This is a genomic window from Sinorhizobium sp. (genome assembly GCF_059070375.1).
Window position 1 is genome coordinate 178116 of the sequence record NZ_JCACWC010000004.1, and the last position, 23971, is coordinate 202086.

23 protein-coding genes, 1 tRNA gene, 2 pseudogenes and 1 riboswitch are annotated in these 23971 nt (G+C 62.9%); of the genes and pseudogenes, 9 read left to right on the plus strand and 17 right to left on the minus strand.

Annotated features, from left to right (window positions below; all coding sequences use genetic code 11):
• Nucleotides 1-6: 6 nt before the first annotated feature.
• The 3 genes from AC5J09_RS27125 to AC5J09_RS27135 form a co-directional block, all read right to left on the minus strand.
• On the minus strand, nucleotides 7-687 hold the full coding sequence (locus tag AC5J09_RS27125) for an LON peptidase substrate-binding domain-containing protein (protein WP_018097359.1): 681 nt from the start codon (nucleotides 685-687) through the stop codon (nucleotides 7-9).
• A 144-nt stretch (nucleotides 688-831) separates the two neighbouring features.
• Nucleotides 832-1824, minus strand: a complete 993-nt coding sequence (gene trxA, locus AC5J09_RS27130; protein WP_018097358.1) for a thioredoxin — start codon at nucleotides 1822-1824, stop codon at nucleotides 832-834.
• Nucleotides 1825-1883: 59 nt separating this feature from the next.
• Entirely contained in the window at nucleotides 1884-2393 is a 510-nt protein-coding gene (locus AC5J09_RS27135) for a prolyl-tRNA synthetase associated domain-containing protein (RefSeq protein ID WP_494299000.1), read from the minus strand.
• 256 nt (nucleotides 2394-2649) lie between these two features.
• Between AC5J09_RS27135 and AC5J09_RS27140 the strand changes: the two genes are divergently transcribed.
• A tRNA-Gly gene (locus AC5J09_RS27140) sits at nucleotides 2650-2724 on the plus strand.
• Nucleotides 2725-2818: 94 nt separating this feature from the next.
• Nucleotides 2819-3076, plus strand: a pseudogene (locus AC5J09_RS27145) (SDR family NAD(P)-dependent oxidoreductase); the annotation flags it as partial.
• A gap of 3 nt (nucleotides 3077-3079) precedes the next feature.
• Here the strand turns inward: AC5J09_RS27145 and AC5J09_RS27150 are convergent.
• The 6 genes and pseudogenes from AC5J09_RS27150 to AC5J09_RS27175 form a co-directional block, all read right to left on the minus strand.
• Nucleotides 3080-4069 carry a CobW family GTP-binding protein gene (locus AC5J09_RS27150; protein ID WP_494299001.1) on the minus strand — a complete coding sequence of 330 codons (990 nt, stop codon included), beginning with the start codon at nucleotides 4067-4069 and terminating at the stop codon, nucleotides 3080-3082.
• 290 nt (nucleotides 4070-4359) lie between these two features.
• Nucleotides 4360-5376: an aldose epimerase family protein gene (locus AC5J09_RS27155; RefSeq protein ID WP_494299002.1), complete on the minus strand. Its 1017-nt coding sequence runs from the start codon at nucleotides 5374-5376 to the stop codon at nucleotides 4360-4362.
• 80 nt (nucleotides 5377-5456) lie between these two features.
• Nucleotides 5457-6384, minus strand: a pseudogene (gene metA, locus AC5J09_RS27160) (homoserine O-acetyltransferase MetA).
• Between the two features lie 63 nt (nucleotides 6385-6447).
• Nucleotides 6448-6525: riboswitch (SAM riboswitch) on the minus strand.
• A 57-nt stretch (nucleotides 6526-6582) separates the two neighbouring features.
• A complete protein-coding gene (locus AC5J09_RS27165; RefSeq protein WP_003531294.1) occupies nucleotides 6583-6963 on the minus strand; it encodes a RidA family protein in 381 nt (126 codons plus the stop codon).
• Between the two features lie 8 nt (nucleotides 6964-6971).
• Nucleotides 6972-7577 carry a 3-isopropylmalate dehydratase small subunit gene (gene leuD, locus AC5J09_RS27170; protein WP_018097351.1) on the minus strand — a complete coding sequence of 202 codons (606 nt, stop codon included), beginning with the start codon at nucleotides 7575-7577 and terminating at the stop codon, nucleotides 6972-6974.
• Nucleotides 7578-7724: 147 nt separating this feature from the next.
• Complete coding sequence (locus AC5J09_RS27175) at nucleotides 7725-7976, minus strand: hypothetical protein (protein ID WP_100672749.1); 252 nt, start codon at nucleotides 7974-7976, stop codon at nucleotides 7725-7727.
• 120 nt (nucleotides 7977-8096) lie between these two features.
• On the opposite strand from AC5J09_RS27175, the gene AC5J09_RS27180 reads away from it, so the two are divergent.
• Nucleotides 8097-8999 (plus strand): HpcH/HpaI aldolase/citrate lyase family protein, encoded by a 903-nt coding sequence (locus tag AC5J09_RS27180; protein ID WP_100672750.1) that lies wholly within the window; start codon nucleotides 8097-8099, stop codon nucleotides 8997-8999.
• Nucleotides 8996-9202 (plus strand): DUF1737 domain-containing protein, encoded by a 207-nt coding sequence (locus AC5J09_RS27185; RefSeq protein ID WP_003531285.1) that lies wholly within the window; start codon nucleotides 8996-8998, stop codon nucleotides 9200-9202. The genes AC5J09_RS27180 and AC5J09_RS27185 overlap by 4 nt, the downstream gene beginning before the upstream one ends.
• 544 nt (nucleotides 9203-9746) lie before the next feature.
• Here the strand turns inward: AC5J09_RS27185 and AC5J09_RS27190 are convergent.
• On the minus strand, nucleotides 9747-10181 hold the full coding sequence (locus AC5J09_RS27190; RefSeq protein WP_003531284.1) for a metallopeptidase family protein: 435 nt from the start codon (nucleotides 10179-10181) through the stop codon (nucleotides 9747-9749).
• Nucleotides 10182-10323: 142 nt separating this feature from the next.
• Between AC5J09_RS27190 and AC5J09_RS27195 the strand changes: the two genes are divergently transcribed.
• The 5 genes from AC5J09_RS27195 (at nucleotide 10324) to bfr (ending at nucleotide 17151) form a co-directional block, all read left to right on the plus strand.
• Nucleotides 10324-11304, plus strand: coding sequence for an ImuA family protein (locus tag AC5J09_RS27195; RefSeq protein ID WP_198516760.1), 981 nt, complete (start codon nucleotides 10324-10326; stop codon nucleotides 11302-11304).
• The gene (locus AC5J09_RS27200) at nucleotides 11204-12760 is read left to right on the plus strand and encodes a DUF6504 family protein (protein WP_494299006.1); all 1557 of its coding nucleotides are present in this window, start codon (nucleotides 11204-11206) and stop codon (nucleotides 12758-12760) included. The genes AC5J09_RS27195 and AC5J09_RS27200 overlap by 101 nt, the downstream gene beginning before the upstream one ends.
• Nucleotides 12757-16107: an error-prone DNA polymerase gene (locus AC5J09_RS27205; protein ID WP_494299007.1), complete on the plus strand. Its 3351-nt coding sequence runs from the start codon at nucleotides 12757-12759 to the stop codon at nucleotides 16105-16107. Before AC5J09_RS27200 ends, AC5J09_RS27205 begins: the two co-directional genes overlap by 4 nt.
• A gap of 281 nt (nucleotides 16108-16388) precedes the next feature.
• Nucleotides 16389-16700, plus strand: a complete 312-nt coding sequence (locus tag AC5J09_RS27210; RefSeq protein WP_018097345.1) for a (2Fe-2S)-binding protein — start codon at nucleotides 16389-16391, stop codon at nucleotides 16698-16700.
• Nucleotides 16666-17151 (plus strand): bacterioferritin, encoded by a 486-nt coding sequence (gene bfr / locus AC5J09_RS27215; RefSeq protein ID WP_003531268.1) that lies wholly within the window; start codon nucleotides 16666-16668, stop codon nucleotides 17149-17151. Before AC5J09_RS27210 ends, bfr begins: the two co-directional genes overlap by 35 nt.
• A 197-nt stretch (nucleotides 17152-17348) precedes the next feature.
• Here bfr and AC5J09_RS27220 read toward each other — a convergent pair whose 3' ends face one another.
• The 7 genes from AC5J09_RS27220 to AC5J09_RS27250 form a co-directional block, all read right to left on the minus strand.
• The gene (locus tag AC5J09_RS27220; RefSeq protein WP_100672754.1) at nucleotides 17349-17876 is read right to left on the minus strand and encodes an RNA pyrophosphohydrolase; all 528 of its coding nucleotides are present in this window, start codon (nucleotides 17874-17876) and stop codon (nucleotides 17349-17351) included.
• A gap of 60 nt (nucleotides 17877-17936) precedes the next feature.
• Nucleotides 17937-19136: a divergent polysaccharide deacetylase family protein gene (locus AC5J09_RS27225; protein WP_494299009.1), complete on the minus strand. Its 1200-nt coding sequence runs from the start codon at nucleotides 19134-19136 to the stop codon at nucleotides 17937-17939.
• Nucleotides 19137-19315: 179 nt separating this feature from the next.
• A complete protein-coding gene (locus AC5J09_RS27230; RefSeq protein WP_100672756.1) occupies nucleotides 19316-20638 on the minus strand; it encodes a S41 family peptidase in 1323 nt (440 codons plus the stop codon).
• Entirely contained in the window at nucleotides 20628-22052 is a 1425-nt protein-coding gene (locus AC5J09_RS27235; protein WP_494299011.1) for a murein hydrolase activator EnvC family protein, read from the minus strand. Before AC5J09_RS27235 ends, AC5J09_RS27230 begins: the two co-directional genes overlap by 11 nt.
• Nucleotides 22053-22193: 141 nt before the next feature.
• Nucleotides 22194-22676 carry a 23S rRNA (pseudouridine(1915)-N(3))-methyltransferase RlmH gene (gene rlmH, locus AC5J09_RS27240; RefSeq protein WP_026168840.1) on the minus strand — a complete coding sequence of 161 codons (483 nt, stop codon included), beginning with the start codon at nucleotides 22674-22676 and terminating at the stop codon, nucleotides 22194-22196.
• Between the two features lie 152 nt (nucleotides 22677-22828).
• Complete coding sequence (rsfS, locus tag AC5J09_RS27245) at nucleotides 22829-23320, minus strand: ribosome silencing factor (protein WP_411932361.1); 492 nt, start codon at nucleotides 23318-23320, stop codon at nucleotides 22829-22831.
• Between the two features lie 44 nt (nucleotides 23321-23364).
• Nucleotides 23365-23931: a nicotinate-nucleotide adenylyltransferase gene (locus AC5J09_RS27250; protein ID WP_494299141.1), complete on the minus strand. Its 567-nt coding sequence runs from the start codon at nucleotides 23929-23931 to the stop codon at nucleotides 23365-23367.
• Nucleotides 23932-23971: the final 40 nt, after the last annotated feature.

Here is a 23971-nt window from a genome sequence, read left to right on the forward strand (position 1 = left end):
CTCGTTTCATTGCAGAATATTGTCGAGGTCGCCGAAGTTGCGGGCGAGCACGATCTCGGTGATGGCGATCAGCGTTTCGGCCCGCGTCTTCAGGTCGGGGGCCTCCAGCAACGCCTGTTTTTCCGCCGGTCCATAGGGCGACATCATTGCCATGGAGTTGACGAGGGTTCGGTTGCTTGCGCGTTCCACGCTTTCCCAGTCGGCTTCGAGCTTGTTGGCGTCGAGATAGGCCCGAAAGGCTGCGAGAAGCGCCTCCCGGTCGACGAGGCTCTCGTCGTCCGGATTTTCGAGATCGCTCCCGAAGGGGCCGATGCGGAACCGGCGGTAGCCGCGACAGCCGGCCACCTCTGCGAAGAGCCGGAAGCGGCACACACCGGTGAGAGAGGTGATGTAGCGGCCGTCGCCGGTCTCGGCGAAAGAGGTGATCCGGCCGATGCAGCCCACTTGGCAAAGAGCGGGCACCGACGAGGCGTCGATCTCGTTGCGGCCTTCCGCGAAGGAGGGCTGAACGATGCCGATCAGCCGGTTGCCGGCGAGCGCATCGTCGAACATGGCGAGATAGCGCGGCTCGAAGATGTTGAGCGGAAGCTGTGCGCCGGGAAGCAGCAGCGCGCCCGTCAAGGGAAACACCGGAAGAATCTCCGGTAAGTCCTTCGGACCGAGATAGCGCGCATTTCCGACATGCATTCCGACAGACCCTGCAGATAGCGGCCGCGCCTCATCGAGGCGCGGTGCCGTAGGACCAAAAAATGGTGCGGCCCTTCGAAATCTCAAGGGAGAAATACACTGGAATCGATCGGGTGGAGCTGAAAATTTCGACGCGGAGGCCGCTTACGAAAAGAGAATCGACGACAGCTTGCGCCGCGCGGCGATCGTTGCCGGGTCCTTCGGTCCCCATACCTCGAAGAACGACAGCAGTTCGCGCCGGGCGCCGTCGTCCTCGAAGCTGCGGTCGCGCTTCATGATCGTGAGGAGATGTTCGGCGGCGGCGGTGCGGTCGCCCTCGACATTGCGGAGCTTGGCGAGCTTGAGCCGTGCCGCGTGGTCGTCCGGGTCGAGCGCGAGCTGGCGCTCCAGCGCGGCCGGGTCGCCGAGCTTGCGGGCCTCCTCGATCTGGTCGAGCTTTTTCGAGACCGCGGCGACGGCCGCTTCCGCGGCGAGTGCTTCCGGCAGGCCCGAAAGCGCCTGGCGCGCCTCGGCGACCTGCCCGAGCGCAATCATGCATTCGATCATGCCGGCGACAGCCGCGGCGTTTTCCGGGTCGGCCTGGAGAACGGCACCATAGAGTCCGGCGGCGTTCTGCGCATCGCCTGCATCGATCAGCGCCTTGGCATCGGCAAGCACACTCTCGATCTCTGCCTTGCCGTCGTCTGCGGCCGGACCGGCAATCCGATCGATGAACTCTTTGATCTGGCTTTCGGGCACGGCGCCCATGAAACCATCGACCGGGCGCCCGTCGATGAAGGCGATCACCGCGGGAATGGACTGAATGCCGAGCTGGCCGGCGATCGATGGATGGTCGTCGATGTTCATCTTGACGAGCTTCACCCGGCCGGCGGCTTCCCTCACCACCTTCTCGATGATGGGGGTCAGTTGTTTGCAGGGCCCGCACCAGGGCGCCCAGAAATCGACGAGCACCGGCTGCTGGCGCGATGCCTCGAGCACATCCCGGGTAAAGGCGGCGGTTGTCGTCTCCCTGATCAGGTCGTCCGGGATCGGGCCGTTCGGGGCGCTCGAAGTGCTTGCCGGCTGTCCGCCGAAGGAGGCCGAGCCCGTCATCTGGGTGCCGAAGGAACCTTGATAGGGATTGTCGCTACCGCTCATTCTTCTCTCCTCGCGGACTTGGGCGTCCGGCTTCATGCATTCGCGCCAAAGATCGTATGTCAGGCCGTCACTTTCAAGACAAGCGGCTCGTGCCCGGTTGCCTCCATGAAGCGCAGCATGTCCTTCGACGCGATCGAGGTCGTCTGGTCGTTGGAGAGCGGATGGCAGTTGACCGTCTCGAACGCCATCAGAGTCTCGTCGAGAATGATCTTCACCTTGCCCTCGCTGTCGTTGATCGCGCCGAAGGCGGTGACGGCGCCCGGTATCACGCCCAGATATTCCATCAGCTTCTCCGGCTTGCCGAAGGAGACCTTGCTTGCAGCGCCGATGATCTGATGAACGGTCTTCAGGTCCACCGTCGCGTGTTCCTCGACGGTCAGAAGGAAATAATTGTCCTTTTTGTCCTTCAGGAACAGGTTTTTTGTATGTCCGCCGGGGATTTCATCGCGCAGCGCCACCGATTCGGCGACCGTGAAGACCGGCGCGTGCCGCTTCGTCCTGTGTTCGATCCCGAGTTCGTCGAGAAAGCGGAAGAGGTCTTCCGCAGTCTTCGGCTCAGCCTTGCTCATGCTCCATCCTTCCTGCCGTCGCGATTTTCTCTCGGCCTGCTTTAAAGAGGAGCGAGAGGTTCCGCAATCTCATGCGCGGCGCAGCGCGGCCGGAAACGCGGCGTTCCCGGTCTTCGAACGCGCTCGCGAAAAAATTCTTGGCATTCGCGTCATTTCCCTGTTGCATTTGAAAAGGGCTTGGGCCATATAGCGCCCGTCGCCGCAAGACGGGCGACACCCCTGGTCCATCGACTACCCCCGGGCCTGGGTCTTATGAGCGGGTGTAGCTCAGGGGTAGAGCACAACCTTGCCAAGGTTGGGGTCGGGCGTTCGAATCGCCTCACCCGCTCCAAATTTCTCGGACAATTCAGCAGGTTGATGAGCCCTTCGGGCATTCTCGTTCGCCCCGCCGTGCTACAGCGGGAGCGAAGCGGCGTTTTTCCGTGACGCGCGTGCTGGCACAGGAAGTGGGTGCCGACGGGATCACCGCCAACTGCGTGTGCCCCGGGATCATCCGCACCGATATGGGGCGGGTCAATCTTGAGGATCCCGCGGTCAGGAGGACGTGGCAGGACAAAACCGCCATGCGTCGCATCGGCGATCCCGAGGATGTTGTCGGCGCGGTGGCCTTCTTTGCTTCGGACGATGCGGCTTTCGTGACTGGCCAGACGCTGAATGTCGACGGCGGCATCGTGCTTAGTTGACGCCTATCCGATGTCGGCCGAACTCGCGCAGCATGCCATGAAGCCGTCGGCGATGATGTCCTTCGGAAGGTTGCGGCCGATGAAGACCAGGCGCGAGACGCGCTCTTCGCCCTCCTTCCAGGGGCGCTGGTGGTCGCCTTCCACCAGCATGTGGACGCCTTGGACGACATAGCGGTCGGTGTCGCCGGCAAAGGCGATGATGCCCTTCATCCGCAGCATGTCCGTGCCGAAGGCCCGGGCGGTCGTCTGGAGCCAGCGGAAGAATTTTTCCGGGTCGACGGGTCGGCGTTCGACCAGAGAGAAACTCGTGACATGGTCGTCATGCTCATGACCGTGGTCCGCTTCGAGAAAGTCGGGCTCGACCTCGAGAATGCGGTCGAGATCGAAGGCATTGCGATCGAGCAGGCTGGCGATCTCGAGATTGCAGCGCTGCGTCCTCAGGATGCCGGCCGTTGGGTTGATGCGGCGGATGCGATCCTCCACGGCCTGCAGCCCTTGGGGCGATACGAAATCGGTCTTGTTGAGGATGATCGTGTCGGCGAAGGCCAATTGCTCCTGCGCTTCATGTGCGCGGTCGATCTCGCCGAGAAGGTGCCTGGCATCGACAACGGTGATGATGGAGTCGAGCCGTGTCTTGGAGCGGACATCCTCGTCGACGAAGAAAGTCTGGGCGACCGGCGCGGGGTCGGCGAGGCCCGTCGTCTCTATCAGAATGCCGTCGAACCGCTCGCGCCTGCGCATCAGCGCCTCGATGATGCGGATCAGGTCCCCACGCACCGTGCAGCAGATGCAGCCATTGTTCATTTCGAACACCTCCTCGTCGGCATCGACGATGAGATCGTTATCGATGCCGACCTCGCCGAACTCGTTGACGATGACCGCGAACTTCTTGCCATGCGGCTCGGAGAGGATGCGGTTGAGAAGCGTGGTCTTTCCTGCTCCGAGATAGCCGGTGAGGACGGTGACGGGGGTGGGGACAAGCTGATCGGGCATTGACGAGAACCTCACTGTCGCATGGACGGCCGGAGGCAATGCTCCGGCTTCGTGGATACGTTATTACGTTTCGTTTTCTTGAATGTAATAACGTAACGTCGCCGGGGGTTGTCAAGTCCGATTCTACGCTGAAACGCTGGGGCTCTCTTCTTTTCTCGCCGCAGCCGAATTCGTCACCGGTCTCACGCTGCCGGTGGATGGCGGTTATCGGGTCGGATGGGAGCGACAGGAAGCGTTTCACTGTTCGATGAAACGGTGAAACTGAAAGTGCTCTAACGGCCTGCCCTGCCTCAGCTTTTCGTAAAAACGTAATCCGTTTCCTGCCGGAGCGTTTCGCCGGGTCTCAGCACCGCCTTCGGGAAACCTTCGTGGTTCACCGCATCGGGCCAGATCTGGGTTTCCAGGCAGAGGCCGGCGAAGGGGCCGTAACGGCGGCCGTCGAGGCCGGGAACCGGAACGTCGAGCTTTTCTCCGGTATAGAGCTGCACGCCGGGCTCCGTCGTCAGCACTTCCAGCGACACACCGGAATTGATGCTGCGTACCAGCGCCACGGAGCGTTTCTGCGTCCGTTCCGGCGAGAGGCAGAAATTGTGGTCGTAAGCGATCCCGTCGCCGTCCAGCTGCCTTCTCAGCGAGGTCATTTCGCGAAGATCGAAGGCGGTGCCGGCGACGGGGCGGATCTCGCCCGTCGGAATCTGCCGTTCATCGGTGGGCAGGTAGTGGTCTGCCGCAATCATGATGTCGTGGCCGAATGCGTCCGCGCCGCCGTCGAGGTTGAAATAGCTGTGCTGGCAGACATTGGCGAGGGTCGGCGCGTCGGTCTGAGTTTCGTAGACGACGTTGAGCGCGCCGCCCGGTTTCAGCGTATAGGTGCAGGTGATCGTGCAATTGCCCGGGTAGCCGGCGCGGCCGTCCGGATCGGTGATCTCCAGCGTTACGCTGTCTTCGGCCCGCCTGAGGATCGACCAGTTGCGCTTGGCGATATTGTCGCTGCCGCCGTGGAGATGCGTGGCGCCCTTCTCATTGAGCTCGAGTTGATAGGCCTTGCCTTCGAGCACAAAGCGGCCACCGCCGATGCGGTTGGCGTTGCGCCCGGGCGTGGCCCCGAAATAGGAGGAATGGACCGGATAGCTTTCGAAATCCTCGAAGCCGAGCACGAGCGGGGCTGCATGTCCTTCGAGCCGAAGATCCTGGATGACCGAGCCCCATGTGATCACCGACGCCGTCAGCCCGCCGCCCTTAAGCGTCACGCGCTGTACGGGCTCGCCGGAGGGCAGGTGGCCGAAGATTTCCGTGTCTGTTCCCATGCATCTCCCCATTTCCGCGAGTCGGCGTCAACCTGCTGCATTTCCGCCGAGGCGGCAACCGGAAAGTCATACTTTTTACGTCAACGCGCTTCGGTTCCGATCTTTGCCAGCTCGTAGGGCGTCGTCTGGTAAATCTCGTTGATCCAGTTGCCGAAGAAGAGATGTGCATGGCTGCGCCAGCGGTTCTGCGGCGGAAGTGCGGAGTCATTGTGCGGGAAATAGTCGTGCGGCAGCTTGATCGGCACGCCGGCATCGACGTCGCGGAAATATTCCTCCGACAGGGACGTCGAATCATATTCGACGTGATTGAACATGTAGAGCCGGTTGCCTTTCTTCTCGTGTACGAGGCAGACGCCCACTTCCTTTGAATTCCATCAGGATTTCGAGATCCGGCACCCGGTCGATATCGGCGCGGCGCACCTCGGTCCAGCGCGAAACGGGCACGGCGAAATCGTCGGAAAAGCCGTTCAGATAGACCGAAGAGGGCTGCAGGTTCTGGTGGCGGTAGACGCCGAAGGCTTTTTCCTTCAGCGGATATTTCGGAACACCGTGGAAATGGTAGATCGCAGCCATCCCGCCCCAGCAGACGTTCAGCGTCGAATGGACGTTGGTCGTCGTCCAATCGAAGATGCGCTGCAGCTCCTTCCAGTAGGTGACCTCTTCGTATTCGAGCGTCTCGATCGGCGCGCCGGTGATGATGAAGCCGTCGAACTTACGGGCCTCCACTTCCTCGAAGGTCTCGTAAAAGGCGAGCAGATGTTCTTCGGGCGTGTTCTTCGGCCGGTGGCCGTTGACGCGGACCAGCGTCAATTCGACCTGAAGCGGCGTGGCGCCGATCAGCCGCGCCATCTGGATCTCGGTCTTGATCTTGTTGGGCATCAGGTTCAAGAGCCCGATCTGCAGCGGCCGGATGTCCTGGCGGATCGCCTCGGTCTCGGTCATCAGCCGCACACCCTCGTGAACGAGCGTTTCGAAGGCGGGCAGCGTATCGGGTATCTTGATGGGCATGGGCGTCCACTCGATCAATACAAAAAAACCGGCGGCGAAACGATCGCGACCGGTCCTCGGAAATCCATTGTTCCCTCGGCCCTTTAGCGACTTCTTTAACGTGGCTGCAAGCCGGCCGGCCAAATCACCACGGATCGTAGATAGCGCGAGGAGGGCCGCGCGGTCAATGAAAAAGGATTCGCCGGCGTCGGGGCGGCTTTATCCCCGAAATGCCGTAACCTCGATCTCGATCAGCATTTCCGGGCGGATGAGGTCGCAGACGATCATCGTCGCGGCCGGGCGGATCTCGCCGAAGGTCTCGCCGAAGATCGGGAATACGCGGTCGGCAAAGCTGGCATCGGTGACGTAGTAGTGGTTGCGAACGACGTCCGACAGCGAGAAGCCGGCTTCCTTCAGGGCGCCTTCGATCGTCTTCAGGCAGTTGCGGGCCTGTTCCTCCACCGTTTCCGGCATGGTCATGGTGGCGTAGTCGTAGCCGGTCGTGCCGGAGACGAAGCACCAGTCGCCCTTTGCGACGGCACGCGAATAGCCTGCCGTCTTTTCGAAGGGCGAACCGGACGAGATGAGCTTGCGCGTCATCCGACAGCTCATGCCCAGGGGCGGGAAGCGGCGGTCGCCTTCTCGTAATTGTCGATGGAGCGGCCTTTTTCGAGCGTGAGGCCGATATCGTCGAGGCCGTTCAGCAGGCAGTGGCGCTTGAAGGCATCGACCTCGAACTTGATCGAGCCGCCGTCCGGACCGGTGATCTCCTGCGCTTCGAGATCGACTGTGAGAATGGCGTTGGAGCCGCGGCTGGCGTCATCCATCAGCTTGTCGAGGTCTTCCTGGCTGACGACGATGGGCAGGATGCCGTTCTTGAAACAGTTATTGTAGAAGATGTCGGCGAAGGAAGTCGAGATGACGCAGCGGATGCCGAAATCGAGGAGCGCCCAAGGTGCATGCTCGCGCGAGGAGCCGCAGCCGAAATTGTCGCCGGCGACGAGAATCTTGGCGTTCTGATAGGCAGGCTTGTTGAGGACAAAGTCCGGGTTGGGGGTGCCGTCCTCGTTGTAGCGCGCCTCGGCGAAAAGCCCGGTGCCGAGACCGGTGCGCTTGATCGTCTTCAGGTAATCCTTCGGAATGATCATGTCCGTGTCGATGTTGACGACGGGCAGGGGAGCGGCAACGCCGGTGAGCTTGACGAACTTGTCCATGACTTGGCCTTCGATTTCAGCGGAAATGTTCGAGAAGCGTTTAGATCAGTTTTGCGCCGAAATGAAGGAGAATCTGCTTTCATGAAGCGGGATGCGGGCGGAAAACCGCTTCGCACTTTGCTTCATCCCGCTTCCGGCAATCCGATTCTAAAGATCGATGATCGTCCCGCGCCCGTCGTTCCACACCCGCATCTCGCGCTGAGTGCTTCCCGGATTGGCGCGTGCGCCCGCTCGAACATGCACGGGCCGTCCGTTGAGCTTGGCGGCGATCGCGCTGCCGACCGCAATAATGGCGGCGATCCCGGCGAGCGCCAGGGCGAGCGAGGCGGTGAACACGAAGGCCACGAGCGTGATGGTGATGGCGGCGGCCGTGAAGAGAACGGAGCGGATGCTTTGCATGATTGTCACCTTTCTGCTCGGCATGTGGGTGCTGGCCACGCCGCTTGCAAGAGGGCCGCCCGTCTCGTCTTGCGCAAAGGTTGAAAGGCAGGCACAACGAACGGCATGACAGGGAACGGCATGAGAGCGATCGACCACCATCCCGTGCGGCTGCGCCGCTCGGTGCTTTCGGTTCCGGCCGACAATCAGCGCGCGCTCGCCAAGGCTCGTGAATTGGCTGCGGACGCCGTGATCTTCGACCTCGAGGATTCCGTCTTGCCGGACCGCAAGGCTGCGGCGCGCGATGCGCTCGTCCGGCATCTTGCCGGCAACCGGCCGCAGGGCGAAACGGTCATCCGCGTCAATGCGGCGGGCTCCGGCTTCGGCGAGGCCGATCTCGCAGCGGCTCTTGCCGCGCGGCCCGATGCTATCCTCCTGCCCAAGGTCGAAAGCCCCGCCGATATTCAGGGCGCGCTCGATTGGCTTGCGGAAAGGGACGCGCCGGATGAGCTGAGGCTCTGGGCGATGATCGAGACGCCGCGCGGGGTCGTGAACGGGCCGGCGATCGCCGAGACCGGCCGCACCTCCGGCGGCCGGCTGGACTGCTTCGTCGTCGGGCTGAACGATCTTCGCAAGGAGACGGGCGTGCCCGCCTTTCCGGGCCGGACCTATCTCGTTCCGTGGCTGATGCAGATTCTTCTTGCCGCGCGCGGCAGCGGGCTCGACGTCATCGACGCGGTCTTCAACGATTTCCGCGATCCGGAAGGCTTCGAGGCGGAGTGCCGGCAAGGGCGCGACATGGGTTATGACGGCAAGATGCTGATCCATCCGGCGCAGATCGATGCGGCCAATCGGCATTTCGGCCTGGACGAGGCTGCGGTCGAGGAGGCGCGCGCGATCATCGAGGCCTTTGCCTTGCCGGACAATGCCGGAAAGGGCGTCATCAACCTTCATGGGCGGATGGTCGAGCGCCTCCATCTCGAACAGGCGATGAGGATCGCCGCCAAGGCGGACATCATCGAAAAACGAAAGGCAAACTCTTGAAACTTTATCGCTTTCTCACCGGCCCCGACGATGCCTCCTTCTGCCACAAGGTGACGGCGGCATTGAACCAGGGGTGGACGCTGCACGGTCCGCCGACCTACGCCTTCAATGCCGACACCCAGCATATGCAATGCGGCCAGGCGGTGGTGAAGGAAGTGGAGGGGAAGGATTATCATCCCGACATGAAGCTGTCGGAGCAGTAGGGACTGCAATCTCTCCTCACCTCATCCCTGTGCTCGTCACAGGGTTGAGAGCAGCGCCGGGTCGGCGGCGCGGAAGAGCCTTTCCAGCCCAAGGACTTGGTCTGGCTGGATTCCTGTGACGAGCACAGGAATGAGGGACCGGAGATGTGCGGCTCCTACATTCTCGCATCGAAGCGAAACGGGACGCTGTATACGGGCGTGACTTGGGGCATTCCGCGCCGCCTCGCTATCTTCACGGTTTATGAAGCGCGCCGAGGGACCGCACCCTCTTCGTCCTCATCCCTGTGCTCGTCACAGGGATCCAGCAGCGCCGCGTCTGCGGCGCGGGAAGCGTTCTTTCAGCCCAAGGACTTGGTCTGGCTGGATTCCTGTGACAAGCACAGGAATGAGGAAATCAAACAAGACGCCGCGGGTAGCGCGATTCTCAACAGGCCTCAGGAAGGTATCGGAGGACTGCAGTCTCTCCTCCCCATCATCCCTGCGACAAGCACAGGAATGAGGAGATTAAACAGGCCGCGGCGGGTATCCCGAATCTCGGCAGGCCTCAGCCGCCCACGTGTTCCACGCTTTCCTCGATCCGCTCCATATCGTCGTCCGACAGGCCGAAATGGTGGCCGATCTCGTGGATCAGCACATGGGTGATGATATCGCCGAGCGTTTCCTCGTTTTCGGCCCAGTAGTCGATGATCGGGCGGCGGTAAAGGGTGATGCGGTTCGGGAACTCCCCGGTTTCCATGGTGAAGCGTTCGCCGAGGCCGCGGCCTTCGAACAGGCCCAGCAGGTCGAACGGCGTTTCGAGCGCCATGTCTTCGAAGACATCGTCGCTTGGAAAGTCGGCGATTTCGATCGTGAGATCCGTCGTCAGCTTGCGGAATTCCTCAGGCAGATGGCTGTAGGCTTCAAACGCGAGCTGTTCGAATACGGTAAGCGACGGTGCGTGGCGTTCCCGCCAATCATCGGTTTGGTCAATGCGGGCCATGGGCACTCCTTGTTGCCCCTCATATAGCGATTTTGCCTTTGTTTTTCGAGTGATGAATTCTACCCCGGAAAGAAGGAGGAATATATTCTCAATATTGGTTGTTGACTCTTGAGGGCAGCTCTGGAATCCATAAGAACATAACATGAACATGCAGATGGAGCTGACCGTCATGGCCGGAAACGCCGTGCAACGGCAAACCGTTCTTTCCCTTCGCGAGACCATTGCGCGGATTGAAGATCGCGGGGTGCCGGGATGCGTCCGGCCGGCCAAGGCGGCCGATCCCGCCGGCTTTCGCCGCGACAAGGAGGAGGCGCCCCGCCGCAAGGTCCTGCCGCTCGGCGTCCCGCAATTCGATGAGGCCCTCCAGGGCGGGTTGCCGCTCGAGGGCATGATGGAAATCCGCAATGCCGAGACCCGGGATGCGGGCGCGGCCGCCGGCTTCGTGGCGGCGCTTGCGGTGCTCTATCAGCGGCAGAAGAAGGAGAATGGCCGTCTGGCCCCGGTCCTTTGGATCAGCCAGACGCTTGCTGCCTGTGAGGCGGGTCAGCCTTATGCGCCGGGCCTCAAGGCCTATGGACTCGACGCCGAGCGCTTCCTCTTCGTTTCGGCACGCACGGTGAAGGATGCGCTGTGGATCGCCGAGACGGCGCTTTCGGTACCGGTCTTCGCCGTGGTCGTTCTGGAAATCCGCGGCAACCCTGCCTGTCTCGCCCTGAGCGAGAGCCGGCGTCTGCATGTGAGGGCCCGGGCGGGCGGCGTGCCTCTTCTCGTCTTGCGTCAGGCGGGCGAGGAGGAGGCGAGCAGCGCCTTCTTCCGGATCCAGGTCAAGCCGGCACCGGCCGGCGAACGTCCTCTTCCCGATGGTTCGGTGCTTTGCGGCAGCATCGGCCATTCCGCCTTTCACCTCCTTGTCGAAAAAAGCAGGCGCCAAGCCTCTGACGACATCTTTCTCGAATGGAACGCCCATGACCGCCGCTTCTACTCACTCGATGAGCGCCGGAGCGCCGCTCTTCAGACAAACGATGAGCCAACGGATCCTGTCGATCCACTTTCCGCATCTGCCGGCCGATCGCGTCGCGCGCAACCGATGGGGCGCCTCCTGGCTTTCGCGCGGGCGTCCTGACCATCCGCCCGTCGTCTTCGCCGCCAAGATCGACAATGCCATGCGGCTCGTTGCGCTCGATACTTTTGCAGAGCGTATCGGCCTGAAGCGCGGCCAGGGGGCGGCGGAAGCCCGCGCCATGTGTCCCTCGCTCGACGTGATTGCCGCCGATCCGGCCGCCGACCAGGCCTTTCTGGAGGCACTTGCCGACTGGTGCGACCGCTATACGCCGCTCGTGGCACTCGACGGCACGGATGGCCTGTTTCTCGACATCACCGGCTGCGCCCATCTTCAAGGCGGCGAGAAGGCGCTCGTCAGCGATGTCCTGTCGCGTCTTTTCTCTCTCGGCGTCGAGGCGCGGGCGACCGTCTCCTCCGCAGCCGGGCTTTCCTGGGCTGTCGCCCGTTACGGCGATGCCGACGTCATTGCGCCCGAGGACGGGGACCCGGTGCTTGCACCCTTGCCGGTCGCCGCGCTGCGACTGCCGGCGGACACCGCGGCCGCACTCGAACGGGTCGGGCTGAAACAGATCGGCGATCTTCTCGAAGCGCCGCGGGCGCCGCTCGCCCGCCGCTTCGGCTCCTCCCTTCTCCTCAGACTCGATCAGGCGAGAGGCTTCGAGGACGAGCCGCTTTCGCCCCGGCTGCCCGTGCCGAGCTTCTCCGCCGAGCGCCGGCTCGCCGAGCCGGTGCAGGACGAGGAATACATTCTCGAACTGACCCGTCACCTCGCCAGGGATGTCCGCTCCTCGCTGGAGCGGCATGGCGAAGGCGGGCGGCTCTTCGAGCTCCTCCTGTTCCGCGTCGACGGCCGGGTATTCCGCGTCCGAGCCCATGCGGCCGTGCCCTTGAACGATGCCGCCCGCATAGCCGCCCTCTTTCGCGAGCGGCTGCAGGCGGTTCATGACGATCTCGATGCCGGATATGGTTTCGAAATCGTCCGGCTTTCGGTCCTCGGAGGCGAAAGGCTCGATCCGGCGCAGCAGGATTTTTCCGGCGCCCCCGACGAAAGCCAGCCGCTCGCGGCCTTCGTCGACAAGGTCTCCGCCCGTTTCGGGCCCGGGTGTCTGATGCAGGCGACCCTTGCCGAAAGCCATATGCCGGAACGGGCGGGCGGATTTGCCGCCGTGACGGACGTGGCCGCGGTCCTGAGGCCGCCTGCTCTTGAAGAGAAGGCTTTCCCCGAGAACCGTCCGCTTCGGATTTTCGCGCATCCCGAACCGGTGGAGGCGACGGCGGAAGTGCCCGAGGGCGCTCCGCGAAGCTTCAACTGGCGCAAGACCCGCTACCGCGTCGCCCGTGCCGAGGGGCCGGAGCGCATCGCCGCCGAATGGTGGATCGACGGGGAGAATCATCCGACGCGCGATTATTTCCGGATAGAGGATCAGGAGGGCCGCCGCTTCTGGCTGTTTCGCGAAGGCCTTTACGGAAGGGAGACCGCCTCACCCCGCTGGTTCATGCACGGAGTTTTCGCATGAGCGCGGATACTGTCTTCTGCGAACTCGGTGCGCGCACGAATTTCTCCTTCCTCGAAGGGGCGGCGCCGGCCGAAGAGATGGTCGTCTTCGCCAAGAAGGCAGGGCTTGCCGGTCTCGGCATTGCCGACCGCAACAGCGTCGCCGGCGTCGTCAGGGCCCATGCCAAGGCGAAGGTGGAGGGCTACCCCTTCCAGCCGGGCGCCCGCCTGGTTTTTGCCGACGGCACGCCGGACATTCTCGCCTATCCGAAAAACAGGCGGGGCTGGGGGCATCTCTGCCGCCTGCTCAGCGCCGGGAACCTGCGCTCGAAGAAGGGCGACTGCACGCTCCATCTCGCCGACTTGCTCGAATGGCAGGAGGAGCTTCTTCTGATCGTCATGCAAAGCGAAGGACGGCCGGAGGCGGAGAGCCTGGAGGTGCTGCTCGGGACATTGCAGGAGCATGCGGGCAACCGGCTCTATCTCGGCCTGGCGCCGCATTATGACGGTTTCGACCGGCATGATTTTGCCGTCCTGGCAGCCATTGCCCGAAAGACCGGCATCGGGTTGCTCGCCACCAATGACGCGCTCTATCACGATCCGCATTACAGGCCGCTCGCGGATGTCGTCACCGCCATCCGGGAGCATGTGCCGATCGCCGGCGCCGGTTTCCTTCTGCAGAAGAATGCCGAAAGGCACCTGAAGGGCCCAAGGGAAATGGCCAGGCTTTTCAGCGACTACCCCGAGGCGCTTGCCAATACGCGGAAATTTTTCAGCGAGCTCACCTTCAGCCTCGACGAGCTCAGCCATCAATATCCGGATGAAAACGCCGATGGCGAGACGCCGGCCGAAAGCTTGCGGCGGCTCGTCGCGGAAGGTGCGGCCGAGCGCTATCGCGAAGGCGTGCCGGAAAAGGTGATGCGGCAGATAGACTATGAGCTCGAACTCATCCACGACAAGAAATACGAGCCTTATTTCCTGACCGTGCACAAGCTCGTGAAATTTGCCCGCAGCGTGAACATTCTCTGCCAGGGGCGGGGATCGGCGGCCAATTCCTCGGTCTGCTTCTGCCTCGGCATCACCGATGTCGATCCGCAGAAATTCACCCTGCTGTTCGACCGTTTCCTGTCGAAGGATCGCGACGAGCCGCCCGATATCGATGTCGACTTCGAGCACGAGCGGCGCGAAGAGGTGATCCAGTATATCTACAGGACTTACGGCAAGGAGCATGCGGGCCTGACCGCCGCGGTGATCAGCTATCGCTCGCGCTCCGCCGGGCGCGAGGTCGCCAAGGCCTTCGGCCTTTCGGAAGACGTTCAATCGGCTCTCGTCAGTTCGATCTGGGGCTGGGGCACCTCGCCTTTCACCGAGGAGCAGGCGAAAGGGGCGGGGCTCGACGCGGCGGACCCTCTCACCAGGCGCGTGCTTGCCTATGCCAGTCTGCTCATGAATTTTCCGCGCCACCTCTCGCAGCATGTGGGCGGCTTCGTGATGACCCGCGACAGGCTCGACGAGGTCGTGCCGATCATGAACACGGCCATGCCCGACCGCTACATGATCGAATGGGACAAGGACGACCTCGACGAGCTGAAGATACTGAAGGTCGACGTGCTGGCGCTCGGCATGCTGACCTGCCTTGCCAAGGGCTTCAAGCTGCTCGAGGCGCATTACGGCAAGCCGATAACGCTGGCCGAAATCTACCAGGATCATCGGGACGCGGTTTACGACATGATCTGCCGCGCCGATACGGTCGGCGTCTTCCAGATCGAAAGCCGGGCGCAGATGAGCATGCTGCCGCGCCTGCAGCCGCGCGAAATGTACGATCTGGTGATCGAGGTAGCGATCGTTCGCCCCGGTCCCATCCAGGGCAATATGGTGCATCCCTATCTGAAACGGCGCGAAGCCCAGCGCAGCGGCGAGGCGGTCGTGTATCCCAGCCCGGAATTGAAGGCGGTCCTTGAAAGGACGCTGGGCGTGCCGCTGTTCCAGGAGCAGGCGATGCAGATCGCCATCACCGCCGCCGGTTTTTCGCCCAGCGAGGCCGACCGCCTGCGCCGCGCCATGGCCACCTTCAAGCGGACCGGAACGATCCACACCTTCGAGCGGAAGATGGTGGAGGGCATGGTCGCGAATGGCTACGAGAGGGAATTCGCCGAGCGCTGCTTCAACCAGATCAAGGGATTCGGCGAATATGGCTTCCCCGAAAGCCATGCTGCCTCCTTCGCCTCTCTCGTCTATGCCTCGGCCTGGCTCAAGACCTATTATCCGGACATCTTCTGCGCCGCGCTCCTGAACGCGCAGCCGATGGGTTTCTATGCACCGGCGCAACTGGTGCGCGATGCCCGCGAACACGGGGTCAGAATGCTGCCGGTCGACATCAACCATTCGGATTGGGACGCCCTGCTCGAAGGCGAGGGTTCCTTCGACAAGAATGCTGTCCACCCGCGCCACGCCAGCATGCGGGAGGTGATCAAAACCCGGAAGGCCGTGCGGCTGGGCTTCCGATTGGTCAAGGGCCTGAAGCAGACGGATATGGAAGCGCTCGTCGCGCGCCGGGGGGAGGGATACCGCTCCGTTCATGACCTGTGGCTTCGGTCCGGGCTTTCCCGCGCCGTTCTGGAGCGCCTTGCGGATGCCGATGCCTTCCGGTCGGTAGGTCTCGACCGGCGAGCGGCCCTTTGGGCGGTAAAGGCGCTCGACGAGCAGTCGGCGGTGGAGCGGTTGCCGCTTTTCGAAGGGGCGGGTTCCGACGATCTGCAGATCGAGCCCAAGGTCGCTCTTCCCGAAATGCCGGCAGGCGAACAGGTCATTCATGACTATCGCACCCTGACGCTCTCCCTGAAGGCGCACCCCGTGTCCTTCATGCGGGAGGATTTTTCGCGAATGGGTATCCTGCGCAGCCGGGATCTGGCGGCAACCGCGACGGGGAGATGGGTGACTGTGGCGGGCCTTGTACTGGTCAGGCAGCGGCCGGGCTCTGCCAATGGCGTCATCTTCATGACGATCGAGGACGAAACAGGCATCGCCAATATCATCGTCTGGGAAAAGACGTTCCAGAAATACCGGCGGCAGGTCATGGGATCGCGGCTTGTGAAAGTCCGCGGCCGCTTGCAGAACCAGAGCGGCGTCATTCACGTGGTCGCCGATCATCTGGAGGATATAACGCCGATGCTTGGCCTGCTGCGCCGGGAGGCGCGGCGTTTCGGCGTCAACGACCGCGCGGACGAGGTCTTGCGGCCGAGCGCGGACGCCCGCGAAAAGAAAAAACTCCGGCAATTGCGCCTGGGCCTGCCCGCTCGCGCAGCACCGGAGGGCGAGGCGGCCGCCCAGGTAGCGGAGGTCATGCCGAAGGGGCGCAATTTTCATTGAGCCCCGTCATTACTCGCAGCGAAGTCGTCGCCTTGCGATTGAGGCCTCCAAGGCGACCTGTGTAAAAATGTCGCAGGCTCCGTTGCCCGAATTACAAGTCATGGAGGAAAAATCCTCTCCTTAGAATCGCCTAATGTAATGAAAATGCGACGATTTCCGTCAAGTTTAGAATCGCTCTAATGCATCCTTCAACCATATGGAGAAGAGTTTTTAGTTGACGGCAAATGTCCTCTTTTGCTTTATCGCAAAATCAGAGCGTTGCGTATGATGGACACGACGAAATGCTGGTTTGCAGTTGCAACTTCATCACCGAGAAAGAGATCGAGGACACGATCGTCGGCCTCCTCGACGAGGACTGTTGGCAGTTGATCGTGCCGGCGAAAGTCTATCATGCGATGGAAAAACGCGGCCGTTGCTGCGGCTGTTTTCCCAACGTCGTCGACATCATCATCCGCACCACCGAGCAATATCACGCCCGCCGCGACTCGACGGACGCCGATATATTTGATTTCATGAACCGCCTCAGACAATTCCATGAAGAAAACCGGAGGGCGGATCTTGAAAGGCGACGCAAAGGTCATCGAGCAGCTTAACGAAGCGCTCTATCTCGAACTCGGTGCCGTAAACCAGTACTGGCTGCATTACCGCCTTCTCGAAGATTGGGGATACACGCTGCTCGCCAAGAAGGAGCGCGCCGAATCGATCGAGGAAATGCACCACGCCGACAAGCTCGTCTCCCGCATCATCTTTCTCGAAGGCCATCCGAATCTGCAGACGGTCGCGCCGCTGCGCATCGGCCAGAACGTCAAGGAAGTGCTGGAAGCCGACCTTGCCGGCGAGTACGACGCGCGCACGGCCTACAAGAACTCCCGCGACATCTGTCACGCGGCCGGCGATTACGTCTCGATGAAGCTCTTCGAGGAACTGCTCGCCGACGAGGAGGGTCACATAGACTTCCTCGAAACGCAGCTCGATCTGCTCCGCAAGATCGGTGAGGAAAAATACGGCCAGCTCAACGCCGCTTCCGCCGACGAAGCCGAGTAAATCCAGCCCCCTCAAGCCCCTCATCCGGCCTGCCGGCCACCTTCTCCCCGCAAGCGGGGCGAAGGGGACAGGCGGCAAACGCCAGGCGTCTTCCGCCGTCGAATTCAGGGCAAGGCGGAGCCGCGTGTCCCTTCTCCCCGCAAGCGGGGAGAAGGTGGCGGCAGCCGGATGAGGGGCTTATTCCGGTAGCCTTTCGCTCATCGCACCAGATGCGAAAATGCCGCGACGACCTCTTCATAGGCCTTGCGCTTGAAGGGCACGATCAAACCCGGAAGTTCGTGCATGGGCTTCCATTCCCAGGCGTCGAATTCCGGCTCGTGGCCGCCGGGCGGCGGGTTAATGGCGATCTCGCTCTCCTCGCCCTCGAAGCGGAAGGCGTACCAGCGTTGCCTCTGGCCGCGGTACTTGCCCTTGAGACCGATCCCGATCAGATGCGACGGGAGGTCGTAATTGATCCAATCCGGCGCCTCCGCCAGGAGCGAGACCGAGCGGATGCCGGTCTCCTCGTAGAGTTCGCGATAGGCGGCCGCGAGCGGGTCCTCGCCCTCGTCGATGCCCCCTTGCGGCATCTGCCAGAGCTGCGGCGAACCGTCGTATTCGGAATTGCCGACGGCGAGCCGGTGCCCGGCCCAGACAAGTCCCTGCCGGTTGAGAACCATGACGCCGACACATGGCCGATAGGGCAGATCCTCAGCCGTCATGACGCGCCCCTTATCCTTCCCCATATCGTCCTTCCTTTGCATGTTGCCGCGAGCCGTATGACTCGATGGTCCACTGCGCTTAAATCAGTTTTGTTTCGGATCTTTGACGAGTGCGGCCACGCCGACCACCTCGATGCCCCGCCCGCCGGCTTCCTCGATCCATTCGGCAATGGCCGCCACGCTTTCGTCGAAGGCGGAAGCGACCCCGATCGCGGTACCGTTCCTCCGCGCGATGCGCTCCAGCTCGTCGAGTCTGCGCAGGATGGCATTGCGGCTGAGTTCGCCATCGAGCACGAGATCGGCGAAACCGTGCGGCACGTCGAAGGCGCCGGCGAGCGTGCCCGAGAGCGATTGCGCCGACGTCCCGTCGTCCAGGAACAGGAGGCCCCGCTTGCCGAGATCGCGCATCACGGGCTCGAGCGCATCCGAATCGGAGAGAAACCGGCCTCCGAGATAGTTCATCACGCCGGTGTAATTGGTGATCTGTCCCATGCTTCGATGCAGTTCCGCAAGGTTCTTCCCGGCATCGGAGGAAACGCGCAGCGCGTGTGGGCCGGGATCGTTGTTCGGATAATCGAACGGTTCCATCGGCACCTGCAGCAGGATCTCGTGGCCGTTACGCCTCGCCTCCTGCATCCAGCGCTGCAGGCTGTTTCCGGCCGCGGCGAAGGCAAGCGTCACTTCCGGCGGCAGTGCGCGGAGGGCGCGCTGCGTCCCCGTCTGACTGAGGCCGAGGCCGCCGACGACGATGGCGATCCGCGTTCCGCGGGCGCCGGACCACGGGCGCGCATATTGCTCCATCGGCCTCAGCCCGTCCGGGCCGATGACCGGCAGGCGGCCTTCGGGGCGGTCTTCCAGCAGGCTTTCATTTGGAAGGGCTGCCATGCGAGGGTCCTGCCCTCGCGTGGGCTCGACACCGATCAGCGCGGGGCCGCCGGTTTCGCGCGCACGGGGCGTGTATTTCCTGACCGTCGCGCCATCATCGGTTAGAACGGCCTCGACATGCGCGCCGGAGAGAGCGCCGCTCCGGTGGAGCGCCTCGGGCCTGGCTTTTTTGCCCTCCGAGGGTGGCGCCGGTTCGGTAGCGAGGGTCGCGGTTGCTGCGGGCATTGCAGGCGAACGGGTCTGGTGGCCGGGAGAAAGGGCGCTCCATGCGGAAAGCCCGATGACCGCAAGGGCTCCGAGGCTGAGGCCGCAGTAACGCAGGACGCGACGGAGATCGCGCTTGCGTGCCGGTCTCTCCTTGCGGTTCTGGCCCAGCGGGGCGTTGAGGTCAGTTGCCAAACGGGGCCTCGGTCGAGCTTCGATCCTGGCGCGAATCGCCGCTGGCCATGACGATGGACTTGAAGGAGGCCAGAATCATCGCACATGCGACTGCATGCCGATGGATAATATAAAGGCGCCGGGTTGAACAGCCCGGCGCCTCCTTGATTCCTCTCACCTGAAACTCTGCAGGTGAGGGCTTATTCCTTCAGCTGCGCCTGTTCCGGGTTGGCGGGGAAGGCCGGATCCGTCTTCTTGCCACGCAACAGGTCGAACGCATAGTTCAGCTGAATGTCGTCCTTGGTTTCCGGCGGCACGTAGGCGACCGAGCCGGAGCCCTCTTCGGTCTCTTCCTGGCCCGGAATGTGACCGCGCAGATCGGATTCGCCCTGCGCTTCCACCTTGCCCAGAAGCTCGGGCGGCAGCGGCTGCTCCACCTTGATGTCGGGCGTGATGCCGGTGCCCTGGATCGACTTGCCGGACGGCGTGTAGTAGAGCGCCGTCGTCAGACGCAGCGCTCCGGCGTCGCCGAGCGGGATGATCGTCTGTACCGAGCCCTTGCCGAAGGAGCGCGTGCCGAGAACGGTGGCGCGCTTCAGGTCCTGGAGAGCACCGGCCACGATTTCCGACGCGGATGCCGAGCCGCCGTTGACGAGCACGACGACAGGCTTGCCGCCGGCCAGGTCGCCCGGGGTCGCATTGAAGCGGCGGGTTTCATCCGGATTGCGGCCGCGGGTCGAAACGACCTCGCCACGCTCGAGGAACGCGTCCGAGACATTGATCGCCTGGTCGAGCAGGCCGCCCGGATTGAGGCGCAGGTCGAGGACATAGCCCTTGAGCTTGTCCGCGGGAACTTCCGCCTGGATCTTCTCGATGCCCTTCTTCAGGTCCTCGAAGGTCTTTTCCGTAAACGAGATGACCCTGAGATAGCCGACATCCCCTTCGACACGGACCTTCACCGCGCGGACCGCGATCACGTCGCGTACGATCGTCAGTTCGATCGGCTTTTCGGCTCCCTTGCGCAGGATCGTCAGCTTGATCGGCGTGCCGACGGCGCCGCGCATCTTGTCGACCGCTTCCTCCAGCTTGAGGCCGCGGACGTCCTGACCGTCGATCTTCGAGATGAAATCGCCTGCGAGCACACCGGCGCGCGCGGCGGGCGTGTCGTCGATCGGACTCGTCACCTTGACGAGATCTTCTTCCATGGTGACCTCGATGCCGAGGCCGCCGAACTCGCCGCGCGTCTGGGTACGCATATCTTCGGCGTCGGTCGAGTTCATGTAGCTCGAATGCGGGTCTAGAGACGAGAGCATGCCGTTGATGGCGTTCTCGATCAACTTGTCATCCTGCGGCGGCGTCACGTATTGCGCGCGCACGCGCTCGAACACGTCGCCGAAGATCGCCAGTTCGCGGTATGTCGACGAATTTGCGGCCACGGCCGGCATGGTTGCCGAGTAGACGACGCCCATCGCCGTCGCGCCCATCAGCGCCCCGACCAGGACAAGTGAAGCTCTACGTATCATTTCGCGCCCTTCCAACCTCTGCTGCGGTCCACCACGGTCGGGAATCAACCGGCTTCCCGTCTTTTCTGAATTCAATGTAAAGCGTCGGCCTGTCGGTTTCCAGCGCCAAGGCCGCCGCACTCGCCACTCTTTTTGCACCCATCGCCGCCACCGGCTCCCCGGCCACGACGAATTGCCCCGGCCGGACACTGACGTTTTCCATGCCGGCGAGCACGATATGATACCCGTCACCGGCATTGAGAATGATCATCTGCCCGTAGCTGCGGAAACTCCCGGCATAGACGATCCACCCGTCCGCCGGCGTAGTCACCAGCGCGCCTGCATTGGTCTCGAGCATGATCCCCTGCAGCGAATGCCCCGTTCCGTCCGCGTCGCCAAAACGGCGCACAAGCGAACCCGCAACGGGATAAGCCAGCCGCTCCCGCAGCTCGGAAAAGACATATGCCGGCGCAATGCGGTTTTTGTCAGGCACGGCACTCCGGGCGAGCTCCCGCGCAGCCTCGCGCTCGGCCTCGCTCATGCGGCGGCGTTCCTCCTCCTCGGCGCGGGCGGCGGCGGCGGCTTCGCGCACGGAGGAGATCTCGTTTTCGAGCGATGAGATCAGGCCCTCGAGGTTCCCCGCCTGCAGGGCGAGTTCCTCGGCCTTACGCTGTTCGACCGCCAGATCGGCCGCATTGCGTTGTCTCAGCTTCTCCTTTTCGGCGACGAGCATCGACATGCGCCGCTCTTCCTCGAGCCCGGCGGTCATTGCCGCGGTCAGTTCCTCGCGTTCCCTGGCGATGCCGCTGCGGATATCGGCGAGCGCCTTCAGGTCGGCGACGAGGCTGTCGGTCTGCTCGCGTATCTCAGGAACGACGGCGCCGAGCAGAATGGCGCTGCGTACGGAGCCGAGCGCATCCTCCGGGGTCACGAGGATTGCCGGCGGCGGATTGCGGCCCATGCGCTGGAGAGCGGCGAGCACCTCGGCCAAAAGGCCGCGACGGGCGCGCAGCGAACGCCGCACCACATCCTCCTTGACGCGCAGGTCGCCGAGCTTCCTTTCGCCGTCGGCGATCCGGCGTTCGAGCTCCTGCCGCTTGGCTGCCGAATCCACGAGGGCGTCACGCAGGGTCTCGTTGCTCTTGTCGATCTCGGCGATCGTCTTTTCCAGTGCCTCGGAGCGATCCCGCGAGAGCGTGATCGTCTTCGACAGTGCCTCGAGCTCGCTCGCGGTACTGTCGCGCCGGACCGCCAGATCGGCAGCCGGATCCGGCGACGTCGACTTGGAGGCACCCGCATCGGCCGGCGCGGCGGCGGGCGCGTCCTGAGCCGCAGTCGGACCGATCACCGACAGGAAAAGCGCCATGACCGCAGTACCGCAGCCGAACCGCCGGGCGCCCCGCTTCAAGCAGGCTCTATTCGTTGGAGGTCTCATCCCGTCTCATAAGTCCAAAAGTTAGGAGACCCTAATCTGATTTGGCTGGGCAAACCAATACATATTCGCGTTATCGTATCGGGAGGCGGACCGGGCCGGTTCTACGGAAAGAAAGCGCGGCAACGGGGTGCGGCAGCCGGATCAGGCCCGATGATAAGGATGCCCCGAAAGGATCGTCACGGAGCGATAAAGCTGCTCGGCGATGAGGATGCGCACGAGCTGGTGCGGCCAGGTCATCCTGCCGAGGTTGAGCACGGCGTCGGCGCGGGCGTGGAGCGCGGGATCGAGTCCGTCGGCACCGCCGATCGCTATCATCAGATCGCGCTTGCCGCTGTCTCTGAAGGTAGCGAGCAGGTGTGCGAAAGCTTCCGAGTCGAGCGCCTTGCCGCGCTCGTCGAGCAGCACGAGCAGGCTGCCGTCGGCGAGCGCTTTTTCCAGCTGTCCGGCTTCCTCGCGCTTGCGCGTCTCCGCATTGCCGGCGCGGCTTTCGACTGTCTCCACGACGCGGGCCAATTCGAGGCCGACGGCTGGACCCGCCTTGGCGAACCGGTCGAGATAGCGGCCCGCAAGGTCCTTTTCCGGCCCCGCCTTGAGGCGGCCGACTGCGAAAAGTCCGATACGCATGACCCGATCCGTCCCCGCCGGCGCCGATCGGTTGTTATCGACCGGCAAAATTCTTGCCGCCATCCGCCTTGTCGGCGATGGCAATCGCATGTCACGTTCGGCACCGGCCGCCGCTCCGTCCTGAGTCGATGGTCAGGATCGGGCGACGTGTCTCAGTGCAGGGTACCGTCTTCGATCTCGGGAGCCGCCCACATCTTTTCGATGTTGTAGAACGCCCGGATTTCCGGCCGGAAGATGTGAACGATCACATCGCCGGTGTCGATCAGTACCCAGTCGCCACCCTCGAGACCTTCGACGCGAGCCCTGCCGAGGCCGTCGTCCTTCAGGTCCGTGATCAAGTGGTCGGCAATGGCCATCACATGCCTGTTCGATCGCCCGGAGACGACGACCATGAAGTCTCCCAGCGCCGATTTTCCGGCAATGTCGATGGTAACGATATTTTCTGCCTTCGAGTCCTCTAGGCTTTCGAGGACCAGTTGAAGCGCACGGACAGCGGCTTCGTCGCTCGATTCCGTGCTGCGCGGGAATGCGGATGCCACATATCCCTTGGCGTGTGCTGTTGTCAGGGTTTTTCCTTTCCAAATGAACAGAACAGGCACGTTCGATTCGAAATAATTGTTCGAACCGTACTTAAATGTAGGCATCAAACCCATACGGTTTCAAGACACGAGATCCGAATTACGGGAAATCACCCGAATTTGGCCGAACGAAGCGCCGTCGAACTCAAGCCCGAACGCGGGCCGTGAATGAAGGTCCAGGCAGGCGCGCGGCGGAAAGCGAGGGTTCCCGCATCCTCCTCGTCGACCCGGGCCTTGCTGAAAGCCCTCGCCATCGGCGAGGAGAGATAAGCAAGAGTCGATCCCGGCCGGTCGATAACAGCGATAGGGAAAGTGCCGACGATCTTGCGCCAGTCCTGCCAGCGGTGAAAGTTCTTGAGATTATCCGCGCCCATGACCCAGACGAAACGGACGTCGCGGTTGCGCGCGCGGATCGCTTCCAGCGTGCGGGCCGTGTAGCTCTGGCCGAGCGCCTGCTCGAAAGCGGTCACCTTGATGCGCGGATTCCGGGCGATCTTCTCGCTCATCGCGATGCGTTCGCCAAGAGGTGCGAGATGGTTGCGGTCCTTGAGCGGATTGCCGGGCGTCACCATCCACCAGAGCTGATCGAGCCCGAGCCGGCGCAAAGCGGTCTCGGCGACGAGCGCATGCCCGTCATGCGGCGGATTGAAGGATCCGCCGAACAGGCCGACGGCCATGCCGGACTCGACATGCGGCATGCTGAGATAGCGCGCATTC